At 64.6% G+C, this 14286-nt stretch carries 16 protein-coding genes; 12 read left to right on the top strand and 4 right to left on the bottom strand.

Going from position 1 to position 14286, the window contains the following annotated elements:
- Positions 1-43: 43 nt before the first annotated feature.
- Positions 44-2503, top strand: coding sequence for an adenosylcobalamin-dependent ribonucleoside-diphosphate reductase (locus tag ACYVKR_RS22475; RefSeq protein WP_460483218.1), 2460 nt, complete (start codon positions 44-46; stop codon positions 2501-2503).
- Positions 2504-2515: 12 nt separating this feature from the next.
- Here the strand turns inward: ACYVKR_RS22475 and ACYVKR_RS22470 are convergent, their stop codons facing one another.
- On the bottom strand, positions 2516-2911 hold the full coding sequence (locus ACYVKR_RS22470; protein WP_460483217.1) for a lysozyme inhibitor LprI family protein: 396 nt from the start codon (positions 2909-2911) through the stop codon (positions 2516-2518).
- Between the two features lie 111 nt (positions 2912-3022).
- Between ACYVKR_RS22470 and ACYVKR_RS22465 the strand changes: the two genes are divergently transcribed.
- Positions 3023-3265 carry a hypothetical protein gene (locus tag ACYVKR_RS22465; RefSeq protein WP_460483216.1) on the top strand — a complete coding sequence of 81 codons (243 nt, stop codon included), beginning with the start codon at positions 3023-3025 and terminating at the stop codon, positions 3263-3265.
- 21 nt (positions 3266-3286) lie between these two features.
- Positions 3287-4657, top strand: a complete 1371-nt coding sequence (locus tag ACYVKR_RS22460; protein ID WP_460483215.1) for an HdeD family acid-resistance protein — start codon at positions 3287-3289, stop codon at positions 4655-4657.
- Between the two features lie 133 nt (positions 4658-4790).
- Here ACYVKR_RS22460 and lipA read toward each other — a convergent pair whose 3' ends face one another.
- The 3 genes from lipA to ACYVKR_RS22445 are packed head-to-tail and all read right to left on the bottom strand — an operon-like array spanning position 4791 to position 6808.
- Positions 4791-5789 (bottom strand): lipoyl synthase, encoded by a 999-nt coding sequence (lipA, locus tag ACYVKR_RS22455; RefSeq protein ID WP_460483214.1) that lies wholly within the window; start codon positions 5787-5789, stop codon positions 4791-4793.
- A gap of 22 nt (positions 5790-5811) precedes the next feature.
- The gene (lipB, locus tag ACYVKR_RS22450) at positions 5812-6504 is read right to left on the bottom strand and encodes a lipoate--protein ligase family protein (protein WP_460483213.1); all 693 of its coding nucleotides are present in this window, start codon (positions 6502-6504) and stop codon (positions 5812-5814) included.
- A gap of 10 nt (positions 6505-6514) precedes the next feature.
- Positions 6515-6808: a YbeD family protein gene (locus ACYVKR_RS22445; protein ID WP_460483212.1), complete on the bottom strand. Its 294-nt coding sequence runs from the start codon at positions 6806-6808 to the stop codon at positions 6515-6517.
- A gap of 238 nt (positions 6809-7046) precedes the next feature.
- On the opposite strand from ACYVKR_RS22445, the gene ACYVKR_RS22440 reads away from it, so the two are divergent.
- The 9 genes from ACYVKR_RS22440 to ACYVKR_RS22400 all read left to right on the top strand — a co-directional run bounded on the left by ACYVKR_RS22440 (position 7047) and on the right by ACYVKR_RS22400 (position 14178).
- Positions 7047-7508: an ATP synthase subunit I gene (locus tag ACYVKR_RS22440; protein ID WP_460483211.1), complete on the top strand. Its 462-nt coding sequence runs from the start codon at positions 7047-7049 to the stop codon at positions 7506-7508.
- Positions 7509-7536: 28 nt separating this feature from the next.
- The gene (gene atpB / locus ACYVKR_RS22435) at positions 7537-8400 is read left to right on the top strand and encodes a FoF1 ATP synthase subunit A (protein ID WP_460483210.1); all 864 of its coding nucleotides are present in this window, start codon (positions 7537-7539) and stop codon (positions 8398-8400) included.
- A gap of 49 nt (positions 8401-8449) precedes the next feature.
- Entirely contained in the window at positions 8450-8698 is a 249-nt protein-coding gene (atpE, locus tag ACYVKR_RS22430) for a FoF1 ATP synthase subunit c (RefSeq protein ID WP_460483209.1), read from the top strand.
- A gap of 35 nt (positions 8699-8733) precedes the next feature.
- Complete coding sequence (locus tag ACYVKR_RS22425) at positions 8734-9204, top strand: F0F1 ATP synthase subunit B (RefSeq protein ID WP_460483208.1); 471 nt, start codon at positions 8734-8736, stop codon at positions 9202-9204.
- An 11-nt stretch (positions 9205-9215) separates the two neighbouring features.
- Positions 9216-9764: a FoF1 ATP synthase subunit delta gene (locus ACYVKR_RS22420; RefSeq protein WP_460483207.1), complete on the top strand. Its 549-nt coding sequence runs from the start codon at positions 9216-9218 to the stop codon at positions 9762-9764.
- Positions 9765-9806: 42 nt separating this feature from the next.
- Complete coding sequence (atpA, locus tag ACYVKR_RS22415; RefSeq protein WP_460483206.1) at positions 9807-11366, top strand: F0F1 ATP synthase subunit alpha; 1560 nt, start codon at positions 9807-9809, stop codon at positions 11364-11366.
- Between the two features lie 18 nt (positions 11367-11384).
- Positions 11385-12251, top strand: a complete 867-nt coding sequence (gene atpG / locus ACYVKR_RS22410; protein WP_460483205.1) for a F0F1 ATP synthase subunit gamma — start codon at positions 11385-11387, stop codon at positions 12249-12251.
- A gap of 34 nt (positions 12252-12285) precedes the next feature.
- On the top strand, positions 12286-13692 hold the full coding sequence (atpD, locus tag ACYVKR_RS22405) for a F0F1 ATP synthase subunit beta (protein WP_460483204.1): 1407 nt from the start codon (positions 12286-12288) through the stop codon (positions 13690-13692).
- A gap of 69 nt (positions 13693-13761) precedes the next feature.
- Positions 13762-14178, top strand: a complete 417-nt coding sequence (locus ACYVKR_RS22400) for a F0F1 ATP synthase subunit epsilon (protein WP_460483203.1) — start codon at positions 13762-13764, stop codon at positions 14176-14178.
- Positions 14179-14286: the final 108 nt, after the last annotated feature.

Genomic DNA, 14286 nt, shown 5'->3' with positions numbered 1-14286 from the left:
TGGCGCAGAATGCGATTTTGGACCAACGACCCAAGGAGCCCGCATGAAGCGTGACCACCTGGCGCAGCCCGCGCTCTCGCTTGCCCCGCAGGCCATCAGCCTCGACGTGCTGCAGGAGAAATATTTCAAGGGCGGCGAGACCCGCATCGAGGAGCTGTACACCCGCGTGGCACGCGCGCTGGCGTCGGTGGAAAAACCCGAGTTGCAGGCCGAATGGGAGGCGCGCTTCTTCACCAACCTGCAGGCCGGCGCGATCGGCGCGGGCCGCATCATGAGCGCGGCGGGCACCGACATCCAGGCCACGCTGATCAACTGCTTCGTGCAGCCGGTGGGCGACTGCATCCAGGGCGTGGACGACGAGGGCTACCCCGGCATCTACGAGGCGTTGCGCGAGGCCGCCGAAACCATGCGTCGCGGCGGCGGTGTGGGCTACGACTTCTCGCGCATCCGCCCGCGCGGCGCTGAGGTCAAGGGCACGGCCTCGATGGCCTCCGGCCCCTGCAGCTACATGAACGTCTTCGACCAGAGCTGCTCCACGGTGGAGAGCGCCGGCAGCCGCCGCGGCGCGCAGATGGGCGTGCTGCGCATCGACCACCCGGACGTGCTGGAATTCATCACCGCCAAGCGCACGCCGGGCCGCTGGAACAACTTCAACGTCTCGGTCGGCGTGCCCGACGCCTTCATGCAGGCCGTGGAGGCCGATGCCGACTGGCAGCTCGTGCACGGCGGCCGCCCCGGCGCCAAGCTGCTGGCCGCGGGCGCCTTCCAGCGTGCCGACGGCCAGTGGGTCTACCAGACGCTGCGCGCCCGCACGCTGTGGGACACGATCATGCAGTCGACCTACGACTTCGCCGAGCCCGGCATCCTGTTCCTCGACCGCATCAACCAGGACAACAACCTGCGCTACTGCGAAGGCATCGCGGCGACGAATCCCTGCGGTGAGCAGCCGCTTCCGTCCTACGGCTGCTGCGACCTCGGCCCTATCATCCTGACGCGCTTCGTGCGCAATCCCTTCGGCTTCGGCGGGTTGCCGGACTTCGACTTCGAGGCCTTCGCGCAGGTGGTGGCCACGCAGGTGCGGGCGCTCGACAACGTGCTCGACCTCACCTTCTGGCCGCTGCCGCAGCAGCTGGCCGAGTCGGCCGCCAAGCGCCGCATCGGCGTGGGCTTCACCGGCATGGGCAATACGTTGGCCATGCTCACGCTGCGCTACAGCGACCAGGCGGGCCGCGGCATGGCCCGGCGCATTGCCGAGAGCATGCGCGATGCGGCCTACCGCGCGTCGGTGGAGCTGGCGCGCGAGAAGGGCGCCTTTCCCAAGTTCGACGCCGACGGCTACCTCGCGCCGGGCACCTTCGCCAGCCGGCTGCCGCAGGACATCCAGGACCGCATCCGCGCGCACGGCATCCGCAACAGCCACCTGCTGTCGATCGCGCCCACCGGCACGGTGAGCCTGGCCTTTGCCGACAACGCCAGCAACGGCATCGAGCCGCCGTTCTCGTGGACCTACACGCGCAACAAGCGCGAGGCCGACGGCAGCAAGAGCCAGTACCAGGTCGAGGACCACAGCTGGCGCCTGTACCGCGAGCTGGGCGGCGACGTGAACGCGCTGCCGCCGTACTTCGTGTCGGCGCTCTCGATGACGGCCGGCGAGCACCTGGCGATGATGGAGACGGTGCAGCCCTTTGTGGACACGGCGATCTCCAAGACCGTCAACATCCCGGCCGACTACCCCTACGAGGACTTCAAGGGCCTGTACCTGCAGGCCTGGCGCGCCAGCCTGAAGGGACTGGCCACCTACCGCCCCAACAGCATCCTCGGCGCGGTGCTGGAGACCACGGCGCCGGCACCGGTCTCGGCGCCCGCTGCGGTGCCGGAAGCCGCGGCCGTGCCGCCCATCGACCCGATGAAGGTGGTGATCGAGCGCCGCCCCGAGGGCGAGCTGGCCGCCGTGGTCGACAAGGTGGAGTACTGGACGCAGGAAGGCGCACAGCGCCTCTACATCGTCATCTCCTTTTTGCCGATGGAAAGCGCCGACGGCAAGGGCCTAGTCGAGCGCGCGGTGGAGTTCTTCATGCCCGTGGGGCAGAGCGGCGAGTCGCAGCAGTGGATCACGTCGAGCATGCGCCTGCTGTCGCTGGCGGCGCGCGGCGGCTTCCTGGAGCGCGCGCTGGCCGACATGCGCAAGGTGGCCTGGGACCGCGGCCCGGTGCGCCTGGGCACCTACCAGAAGGCCGATGGCACGCGCGTGCCGATGTGGCACGACTCCGAGGTCGCCGCCATCGCCTACGCGGTGCAGCAGATCCTGGAGCGCCGGCGCCAGCACAGCCTGCCCGGCATGCAGGCCAGCCTGCTGGAGCCGGAGCCCGCGCCGGTGGTCTCCGCGCCGCTGATCCACACCATGGCGGGCAAGAAATGCCACGAATGCGGCGCCCACGCGGTGATCCGCAAGGACGGCTGCGACTACTGCACGGCCTGCGGGGCGCTGGGCTCCTGCGGCTGAGGGCCGCGCGGCCTACGGCCGCAGCAATTGCTCCAGTTCGTCGGCCCGGCGCGTGGTGGTGGCGCGCACGCATTCGTCGGCGGCCAGCGTGGCCATGCTGCCGCCGGTGGACGCGGCATAGAACACGCAATTGGCATCGCGGAACTTGAGCCACTGGCGCTGCGCAGCCTGCAGCTGCGCCTTCTGGCTGGCGGATGATTGCTGCGCGATCACGGCCCGGTAGAGGCGGTTGAGCCGCGCATCCTGCGTCTTGTTTTCCGAGGCCACGCAGTCCTGCATTCCGGCAGTGGTGGTGGCGCTGTCGAGGCAGGCACTCTGCGCGATGGCGGGCGGCTCGCCGGCGGCCTGGGCCAGGGTGCAGGCGGTGGCCAGGGCGAGGGCGAACGGAATGGAGCAGGGGCGGAGCATGGCGGCCTTTCCGAGTGGGTGTGGGTTTGCGGCAGCGGATGGGTTGCGGTCGCAATCGTTTCTTTCTATTATTCCATTCACTCATTCAATCAATCCCGGGAGACCGATCGCATGCCCTCAACCATACCCTTGCTGCGCCTGTTGGGCGGCTGCCTGCTGGCGGCTGCGGCGCTGTCCGGCTGCGCCTCGCTGGACCAGATGGCGGCCGACAACTACCGGCGCCAGTGCGACGGGCTGGGCATTGCCCGCGGCACGCCCACCTACGACCAATGCATGCTGCAGCAGCAGGCGATCGAGGAGCAGGGTGTGCAGCGCTCGATGGACCGTGCGGCCATGCGCAAGCATGCCTACTGACCGGGCGCGGCTGCCTGCGGTATGGCCAAGCTGATCCTGCTGTTGCTCGGCGTGGAGTTCCTGCGCGAGCGCTCGCGCGGCCTGTTCGTTGCCGGTGTGCTGCTGCTGGTGGCGGGGGCCGCGGTCTTCATCGACGCGCTGGATGGCGCGCTCTTTTTCCCGCTGCATTTCTTCGGCCTGCTGTTCGTGCTGGAGGGCATGGCGACGCTGCTGGTGGCCCGCTCCGGCGTGGGCGGGCAGCGCCTGCTGCGGCTGGGCAAGGGCCTGTTCGCGGTGCTGGTGGGGGCGCTGGTGCTGGCCGGGCACCACCATGGGCATTTCCTGCTGTCCATGCTGTTCGGCGCGCTGTTCCTGGTCGATGGGCTGCTGCAGTGCATGGCCAGCTCGGTGGTGCGCTACCAGCGCTGGAAATACGTGTTCGCGGCCGGCGTGGCCGAGATCCTGATCGCCATCTTCTTCTTCCAGCCCTATCCCACGCACTACGTGGGCACGCTGCCCTACGGGCTGGGCCTGTTCCTGTGCTTTGCCGGGCTCAAGCTGGTGGCGCTGGCGCGGCGCGCGCGCCGGCTGGTGGTCAATCCGGTGGTGCTGGACGGCGTGCCCACGGCAGCCGCTGCGCTCGATGCCGCCATTCCCCGTGCCGTGCTGTTCGACGGCCCGCCGGCGCCCGGTGAACCCGCGCTGACGGTGCATGTGTGGACGCCCTCCGGCTCGGCGAAGGCCGACACGCGCAGCTACCCGCTGGTGGACCGCTACATCGCCGCGATGGATGTCAATGGCGTGGTCTCCACCGGCCACGCGGCGCTGGAGTCGCCCGAGGGCGTGTACATCAGCCTCTACCCCGCGACCGAGATCGACCGCTCGCCCGACCAGTTCGGCGCCACGCTGCGCGCCTCGCCCGACAACCATGTGCCGGGCGTGTTCCAGCCCGACTACGCCACCGAGGCCGCGGCCTGGCAGCCGTCGACCGCGCAGGTGCGCATCCGCAACTACGACCCGGCGCAGCTGCGGGCCTTTTGGCAGGAATATCGGCGCGACGCGACCTACAACCTGACCTACCGCAACTGCTCGACCTCGGTGGCCCGGGCGCTGGAGGCGGCGCTCGACGGCGCCGCGCGCCGCCTGCATGGCGAGCGGCTCGGCTGGCTCGTGCTGCTGCGCCTGCTGCTCACGCCCGAGCTGTGGGTGGCCGCGCAGATCCGCAAGCGCGCGATGACCATGGCCTGGACGCCGGGCCTGATGCTGGACTACGCGCGCGCCATGAGCATGCTGGCCGATCCGCGGCCCTTCGGCTGGTGGACCATGGCGCAGGCCGCACTGCGGCACATGGCCGAGCTGCGCCGGTCCTGGCGCGAAGGGGACCGCGAGGCGACGGCCGACCGCTCGGTGTAGGGTGAGGATTTAATAAAAAGAAGAGCGGCTAGCGCTTGCTCCTGCTGGATTTCAATGTGAAAAGCATTTGAAACCCAGCAACAATAAGCGCTAGCCGCTCCTGTTTTTGAGCCGGCAGCGGGGCGGAAAAGACTCAGGCCGCTTCGTGGCCGGTCACGCCGGCGGCATGGGCCTGCTGGTCCGCGTGGTACGAGCTGCGCACCATCGCGCCCACGGCGGCGTGGGTGAAGCCCATCTTGTAGGCCTCTTCCTCGAACATCTTGAAGGTGTCGGGGTGCACGTAGCGGCGCACCGGCAGGTGGCTGTTGCTGGGTGCGAGGTACTGGCCGATGGTCAGCATGTCGATGTCGTGCGCGCGCATGTCGCGCATCACCTGCAGGATTTCCTCGTCGGTCTCGCCCAGGCCGACCATGATGCCGCTCTTGGTCGGCACCGTGGGGTGCAGTGCCTTGAACTTCTTCAGCAGGTTCAGCGAGAACTGGTAGTCCGAGCCCGGGCGCGCTTCCTTGTACAGGCGCGGCGCGGTCTCGAGGTTGTGGTTCATCACATCGGGCGGCGCGGCCTTGAGGATCTCGAGCGCGCGGTCGTCGCGGCCGCGGAAGTCGGGCACCAGGATCTCGATCTGCGTGCGCGGCGACAGCTCGCGGATGTTCTTGATGCACTCGACGAAATGGCCCGAGCCGCCGTCGCGCAGGTCGTCGCGGTCCACGCTGGTGATCACCACGTAGTTCAGCTTCAGCGCGGCGATGGTGCGCGCCAGGTTCAGCGGCTCGTCCACGTCCAGCGGGTCGGGCCGGCCGTGGCCCACGTCGCAGAACGGGCAGCGGCGCGTGCACTTGTCGCCCATGATCATGAAGGTCGCCGTGCCCTTGCCGAAGCACTCGCCGATGTTGGGGCACGAGGCTTCCTCGCACACCGTGTGCAGCTTGTTCTCGCGCAGGATGTCCTTGATCTCGTAGAAGCGCGTGGTGGGCGAGCCCGCCTTCACGCGGATCCACTCGGGCTTCTTCAGCACCTCGGCCTGCTCCACCTTCACGGGGATGCGCGACAGCTTGGCGGCGGCCTTCTGCTTGGCCAGCGGGTTGTAGGTGGCGGCAGACTGGGCTTCGCGGACGACTTCAGAGGAGCTCATGGTGGGGACTCACGGCGGGTATTCAGGGGGCTAGGCGGGATGCCAACTCGGCCGCGAACACGTCGGCCACGGCTTCCCAGCTGGTATGGACGCCCATTGTAGAAAGATCGACCGTCTGCAGCCCGGCATAACCGCATGGGTTGATGCGGCGGTAGGGTTCGAGGTCCATGTGCACGTTGAGCGCCACTCCGTGGTAGGTGCAGTGCCGGCTCACCTTGATGCCCAGCGCCGCGATCTTGCCCAGGCCGTCGAAGCTCGGCTCCGGCGGCGCGCTGCCGGCCGGGCGGAACTGCGGGCGCTGCGGCAGCAGCGCATGGCTGCCGGGGTCATCCAGGCGCACGTAGATGCCCGGCGCGCCCGCCACGCGGTGGCCCACCACGTCCCAGTGCGCCAGCGTGCGGATCGTTGCTTCCTCAAGTCGATAGACATATTCCTTGACGAAATAGCCGGCGCGGCGCAGGTCCAGCAGCGGATAGGCCACCACTTGCCCTGGGCCGTGGTAGGTTATTTGCCCGCCGCGGTTGGTTTGCACCACCGGAATGTTGTCTGCCTGCAACAGATGCGAGGCCTGGCCCGCCAACCCCTGGGTAAAAGTGGGCGCGTGCTCGCAAATCCATAGCTCGTCCTCTACATCCGGTGCGCGGGACTCGGTGAAACTTTGCATCGCGGACATGGTGGCGACATAGTCCGCGCGGCCCAGAAAGCGCGTGCGCATGGGCCGGTCCTTACAGCACGATCTTCACCATCGGGTGCGCGGTGAGCGCCCGGTACAGGTTGTCGAGCTGCTCGCGGCTGGTGGCCGTCACCGTGATGGTGATGCCCAGGTATTTGTCTTCCTTGCTGGGCCGCAGCTCGATGGTGGCGGCGTCGAAGCCGGGGTCATATTCCTTGGCCAGCTGCGTGATCGCGTGCACGAAACCGTCCTGGTTCAGCCCCATCACCTTGATGGGAAACTGCGATGGATACTCGATGAGGGAGTCCTTGCGGGGGTCCGATGCGGTGCTGGAGGTGTCGCTCATATTGCTGTACTGCAGGTTGGTTATGGACTGGCAGGTTTTTGGAAGCTGTTAGGATCGCGGCTGCGTCGTGCAGGGGCCGGGAAGGGCTGCGTCCGCCAGGAAATGCAGCCAATATACGCGGTCACGGCAGCGACGCAGGGTCGGTTGAAAAAGGAACGGGCGCAAAAACGCCTTCCGATTGCAACGGGTTTTTACTTATAATGGGAGGCTTTGTGTCGTTCCAAGGAGCCTGGGTCAGATGAATCGTGCTCCCGAGAATGAACATGAGGTCGAGGAACCGGATTTCAAGCCCCTCACCGCGCAAGAAGCGCAAGAGTGGCGTAAGCGGCATCCCCCAATATCGGTGATGCGCGTGGTGTGGTGGCAGGTGGCGGTTGGATTGGCGCTGGCATTGTTGGCCGGGCTGGTCTGGCAGCAGCAGGCGATTGCGCTGTCGGCCGGCTACGGAGCCTTGGCGGTAGTGATCCCGTCGGCGATGTTTGCCAGGGGACTGCGGATGCGTCTGGCCCCTGGGCATGCCTCTGCCGCGATGGTCCGGTTCTTTGGCCTGGAGATCGCGAAACTCGCATTGACGGTGGTGCTGCTGGCAGTGGCGCCCAAGCTGGTGCGAGACCTCAACTGGCTGGCCCTGGTGATAGGGCTGGTGGTAGTGATGAAAACGTACTGGTTGGCACTATGGATGTCGACCAGATCCAAATAACTGTTTGTGAATAGAGAAGAGTTGTCCGATGGCCGCAGAAGCGAACGCTCCAACTGCAAGTGAATACATCGTTCACCACCTGCAGCATCTCCAGAACATCAAGCAAAAGACCATCATTGACTTCTCCGTGGTCAATCTGGACTCGATCGTGGTCGCCTCGATCATCGGTCTGCTGGGTATCTTCGTGATGTGGCTGGCTGCCCGCAAGGCAACGTCCGGCGTGCCCGGCCGCTTCCAGGCCGCGGTGGAAATCCTGGTCGAGATGGTGGACAACCAGGCCAAGGCCAACATCCACAACGCCCAGAGCCGCAAGTTCATCGCTCCGCTGGCCCTGACCGTGTTCGTCTGGATCTTCCTGATGAACGCGATGGACATGCTGCCCGTCGACCTGCTGCCCTGGCTGTGGCAGCACGCCCAGGGCGACCACCACGCCGTCCTGCGCGTCGTGCCCACGGCCGACCTGTCGACCACGCTGGGCCTGGCCTTCGCCGTGCTGATGCTGTGCTTCTACTACAGCGTCAAGATCAAGGGCGCTGGCGGCTGGGCGCACGAACTGGTGACCGCGCCTTTCGGCACCAGCAAGAATCCCATCTTCGCCCTGATCCTGGGCGTTGTGAATCTGCTGATGCAGATCATCGAATACGTTGCCAAGACCGTGTCGCATGGCATGCGACTGTTCGGCAACATGTACGCTGGTGAGTTGGTGTTCATGCTGATCGCCCTGATGGGTGGGGCAGCAGCTATGTCACTCTCTGGTGTGTTGCTCCCCGTGGGGCACATCATTGCGGGTGCGATCTGGGCGATCTTCCACATTCTGGTGATCACCCTGCAAGCCTTCATTTTCATGATGCTGACGCTGATCTACCTCGGCCAGGCGCATGAAGCTCACTGACCTTTCCCTTTTCTCTTAACCTTTCTCTCTTTTTATCTCAGGAGTCATCATGGAAAACATTCTCGGTCTCGTCGCTCTGGCTTGTGGTCTGATCGTTGGTCTGGGTGCTATCGGCGCTTCGATCGGTATTGCTCTGATGGGCGGCAAGTTCCTGGAATCCTCGGCTCGCCAGCCTGAGCTGATCAACGAACTGCAAACCAAGATGTTCATCTTGGCCGGTCTGATCGACGCTGCATTCCTGATCGGTGTGGCTATCGCTCTGCTGTTCGCTTTCGCCAACCCCTTCGCACTGGCCTAAGCTCCGATCAACGCCCTAGATAGAAAGGTGTTGCCGTGAGTATTAACGCGACCCTGTTCGTTCAGGCCATAGTCTTCTTGATTCTGGTGTGGTTCACGATGAAGTTCGTGTGGCCACCTATTGCCAAGGCGTTGGATGAGCGAGCAAAGAAAATCGCCGATGGTCTAGCTGCTGCTGATAAGGCAAAGTCGGAGTTGACGGCTGTGAACAAGCGTGTGGAGTCCGAGCTGGCCCAGACGCGCAATGAAACAGCGTCGCGCATCGCGGATGCCGACCGTCGTGCCCAAGCCATCGTGGAAGAAGCCAAGGCCCGCGCCACCGATGAAGGCAACAAGATCATTGCCGCCGCCCGTGCCGAAGCCCAGCAACAAGCCGTCCAGGCGCGTGAAGCCCTGCGCGAGCAAGTGGCTGCCCTCGCCGTGAAGGGTGCCGAGCAGATTCTGCGCAAGGAAGTGAATCCCGCTGTTCACAGCGATTTGCTCAGCCGCCTGAAGACCGAGCTGTAAGGAAGCAAGATATGGCAGAAATCGCCACCATTGCCCGCCCTTACGCCGAAGCCTTGTTCAAGGCCTGCGCCGACAAGGGCGCAAGCCTGGACGACGCCGTGTCGTGGGTGGACGTATTGGCGGCGGTTGCCGCCGACCCCCAAATGCGCCAGCTGGCCGACAGCCCCAAGACCACGGACGATCAGGTGATCGACGTGGTGGCCGGGGTGGTGCAGGCTCGTGGCGCGGCACTGTCCGATCTGGCACGCAACTTCCTGCGCACGCTGGTGGAAAACCGCCGTCTGGAAGTGCTGCCCGAAGTGGCTGTGCAGTTCCGCACGCTGGTGAACCAGCGCAATGGCTCCTCGGATGCGCTGGTGTACAGCGCATTCCCGCTGGATCAGGCCGCGCTCCAGGCTCTGGAGCCCGTGCTGGCAAAGCGCTTCGGCCGCAAGCTCAACCTGACAGCCCAACTGGACGATTCGCTGATTGGCGGTATCCGCGTGGTGGTGGGCGACGAGGTGTTGGACACGTCCGTCAAGGCCCGTCTGGAACAAATGAAAGCGACCCTCACTGCCTAAAGCAGTTGAAGGATTCGGCTAAACAATGAAAAGGAAAGAGTGATGCAACTCAATCCCGCAGAAATTTCTGAACTGATCAAGAGCCGCATTGAGGGTCTGTCAGGCAGCGCTGATGTCCGTAACGAAGGTACGGTGGTGTCGGTGACGGACGGTATCGTGCGCGTGCACGGCCTGTCCGACGTGATGCAGGGCGAAATGCTGGAATTCCCGGCAACCGCCGATGGCCAGCCGACTTATGGCCTGGCACTGAACCTCGAGCGCGACTCCGTCGGCGCCGTGATTCTGGGCGAATACGAGCACATCTCCGAAGGCAACACCGTCAAGTGCACGGGCCGCATTCTGGAAGTGCCCGTGGGCCCCGAACTCGTGGGCCGCGTGGTGAACGCCCTGGGCCAGCCGATCGACGGCAAGGGTCCGATCAACGCCAAGATGACGGACGTGATCGAGAAGGTCGCTCCTGGCGTGATCGCACGCCAGTCCGTGGACCAGCCGCTGCAATCGGGTATCAAGTCGATCGACGCCATGGTGCCCGTGGGCCGTGGCCAGCGCGAGCTGATCATCGGTGACCGCCAGACCGGCAAGACCGCTGTGGCCATCGACACCATCCTGGCCCAGAAGGGCCAGGGCGTGACCTGTATCTACGTTGCCATCGGCCAGAAGGCTTCGTCGGTCAAGAACGTGGTGCGCTCCCTGGAGCAGGCCGGCGCGATGGAATACACCATCGTCGTGGCTGCCACCGCTTCCGAATCCGCTGCCATGCAGTACGTGTCGGCCTACTCCGGCTGCACGATGGGCGAATACTTCCGCGACCGCGGCGAGGACGCCCTGATCGTTTATGACGACCTGTCCAAGCAGGCCGTGGCCTACCGCCAGGTTTCGCTGCTGCTGCGCCGTCCCCCGGGACGCGAAGCCTTCCCCGGCGACGTGTTCTATCTCCACAGCCGTCTGCTCGAGCGTGCAGCTCGCGTGAACGCCGACTACGTGGAAGCCTTCACCAAGGGTGAAGTCAAGGGCAAGACCGGTTCGCTGACGGCGCTGCCGATCATCGAAACGCAGGCCGGCGACGTGTCCGCCTTCGTTCCGACCAACGTGATCTCGATCACGGACGGCCAGATCTTCCTGGAAACCAACCTGTTCAACGCTGGTATCCGCCCCGCTATCAACGCCGGTATCTCGGTGTCGCGCGTCGGTGGTGCTGCCCAGACCAAGCTGGTGAAGGGCCTGTCCGGCGGTATCCGTACCGACCTGGCACAGTACCGTGAACTGGCTGCGTTCGCGCAGTTCGCTTCCGACCTGGACGAAGCCACCCGCAAGCAGCTGGACCGCGGTGCCCGCGTGACCGAACTGCTCAAGCAGGCGCAGTACAGCCCGCTGTCCACCGCGCTGATGGGAGCTTCGCTGTTCGCAGTGAACAAGGGTTTCATGGACGACATCGAAGTCAAGCAAGTGCTGCCCTTCGAATCGGGCCTGCACCAGTTCCTGAAGACCAGCCACGGTGCCCTGCTGGACCGCCTGAACCAGAACCGTGCCTTCGACAAGGAAGGCAAGGACGAAGCTGAACTGACTGCAGCCATCACTGCATTCAAGAAGTCCTTCGCTTAATTCAGGCGAGGAGTCATCATGGCAGCAGGCAAGGAAATACGCGGCAAGATCAAATCGGTGGAAAACACCAAGAAGATCACCAAGGCCATGGAAATGGTTGCCGCATCCAAAATGCGCAAGGCGCAGGAACGGATGCTGGCGGCCCGTCCATACAGCGACAAGATTCGCGCAATTGCGGCTCATCTGAGCCAGGCGAACCCCGAGTATGTCCACCCCTTCATGGTGTCGCATGACGCCAAGAAGGTGGGCATGATCGTGGTGTCCACCGACAAGGGCCTGTGCGGCGGCATGAACACCAACGTGCTGCGTGCCGTGACGAACAAGCTCAAGGATCTGCAGTCCGCAGGTGTCAGTGCCGAGGCCGTCGCCATTGGCGGCAAGGGCCTGAGCTTCCTGACGCGCGTGGGCGCCAAGGTGGTGGCCAACGCCACCGCGCTGGGCGACACGCCTCATCTCGAGTCGCTGATCGGACCGGTCAAGGTGCTGCTGGACGCCTATGCGGAAGGCAAGCTCCAGGCGGTTTACCTGTGCTACACCAAGTTCATCAACACGATGAAGCAGGAATCGGTGGTGGAGCAGCTGTTGCCCCTGTCCACCGAGGCGATGCAGGGATCCGCGCCGGCTCACGGCTGGGACTACATCTACGAGCCCGATGCGCAAAGCGTGATCGACGAGCTGCTGGTGCGCTACGTGGAGTCGGTGATCTACTCCGCAGTGGCCGACAACATGGCCTCCGAGCAGTCCGCGCGCATGGTCGCGATGAAGGCTGCGACGGACAACGCCGGCAACGTGATCAACGAGCTGAAGCTGGTCTACAACAAGACGCGTCAAGCGGCGATCACGACCGAGTTGTCGGAAATCGTGGCTGGCGCCGCCGCTGTGTAAGCAGCTTCGCTGAAATCAATATTGGAGCGACGAAATGGCTCAAGTACAAGGCAAGATTGTTCAATGTATCGGCGCTGTGGTGGACGTTGAGTTCCCACGCGACAAGATGCCCAAGGTGTTCGATGCACTGAAGCTCGAAGGCTCCGCGCTGACGCTCGAAGTGCAGCAGCAGCTGGGCGACGGCGTGGTGCGTACCATTGCGCTGGGTTCTTCCGACGGCCTCAAGCGCGGCCTGATGGTGACCAACACCGGCAACTCCATCACCGTGCCCGTGGGCAAGGCCACTCTGGGCCGCATCATGGACGTGCTGGGCAACCCCATCGACGAGCGCGGCCCCGTGGACCAGGCCCTGACGGCCTCCATCCACCGCAAGGCTCCTGCATACGACGAACTGTCGCCTTCGCAGGAACTGCTGGAAACCGGCATCAAGGTGATCGACCTGGTGTGCCCGTTCGCCAAGGGCGGCAAGGTGGGTCTGTTCGGTGGCGCCGGCGTGGGCAAGACCGTGAACATGATGGAACTCATCAACAACATCGCCAAGGCCCACAGCGGTCTGTCGGTGTTCGCTGGTGTGGGCGAGCGTACCCGTGAAGGCAACGACTTCTACCATGAAATGTCGGACGCCGGCGTGGTGAACCAGGAGAACCTGGGCGAGTCCAAGGTGGCCATGGTCTACGGCCAGATGAACGAGCCGCCGGGCAACCGTCTGCGCGTGGCGCTGACTGGCCTGACGATGGCTGAAGCCTTCCGTGACGAAGGTCGTGACGTGCTGTTCTTCGTGGACAACATCTACCGCTACACGCTGGCCGGTACCGAAGTGTCCGCTCTGCTGGGCCGTATGCCTTCCGCCGTGGGCTACCAGCCTACGCTGGCCGAGGAAATGGGCCGCCTGCAAGAGCGTATCACCTCGACCAAGGTCGGCTCGATCACCTCGATCCAGGCCGTGTACGTGCCTGCGGACGATTTGACCGATCCGTCGCCTGCCACGACCTTCGCCCACTTGGACTCCACCGTGGTGCTGTCGCGTGACATCGCCGCCCTGGGTATCTACCCCGCCGTGGACCCGCTGGACTCCACCAGCCGCCAGCTCGACCCGCAGGTCGTCGGCGAAGAGCACTACAAGGTGGCCCGCGCCGTGCAGGGCACGCTGCAGCGCTACAAGGAACTGCGCGACATCATCGCGATTCTGGGCATGGACGAGCTGGCTCCCGAAGACAAGCTCACCGTGGCTCGCGCTCGCAAGATCCAGCGTTTCCTGTCGCAGCCGTTCCACGTGGCCGAAGTGTTCACGGGCGCGCCCGGCAAGTACGTGCCGCTGGCCGAAACCATCCGTGGTTTCAAGATGATCGTGAACGGCGAGTGCGACCACCTGCCCGAGCAGGCCTTCTACATGGTCGGCACCATCGACGAAGCGATGGAAAAGGCCAAGAAGGTGGGTTGATGCGTACGAGGCGCTTCCGCTCGGTAGTGGCGGCGCCTGTTCGATGACCCACTGTTTCTAGGAGCAAAGATGAACACCATCCACGTTGACGTGGTCAGTGCAGAAGAGTCCCTCTTTTCCGGCGAGGCGCGTTTTGTCGCGCTGCCCGGCGAGATGGGCGAGCTGGGCATCTACCCACGCCACATTCCGCTGATCACCCGCATCAAGCCGGGTTCGGTGCGTATCGAGAAACCCGATGGCGGCGAGGAATTCATCTTCGTGGCCGGGGGGATCTTGGAAGTGCAGCCGGACCGTGTCACGGTGCTGTCCGACACCGCCGTGCGCGGCAAGGATCTGGACGAGAAGAAAGCCCAGGAAGCCAAGAAGAAGGCTGAAGAAGCCGTCAAGCTGGCCAAGAGCGATCTGGACCTGGCCAAGGCCCAGTCCGAGCTGGCTGTGCTGGCCGCCCAGGTTGCCGCCCTGCAGAAGTACCGCCAGAAGCGCTGATCCTTTCAGCGCCTCGTGCGACCCAAAAGCCACCCGCGAGGGTCAATGCCAGTCAGTTAAGCCAGAAAGCCAATTGATGCAGTAAAAGGGAACGTGTTCAACACGTTC

Source organism: Comamonas humi (assembly GCF_054782535.1).
This window is presented reverse-complemented; position numbering and strand designations above follow the sequence as displayed.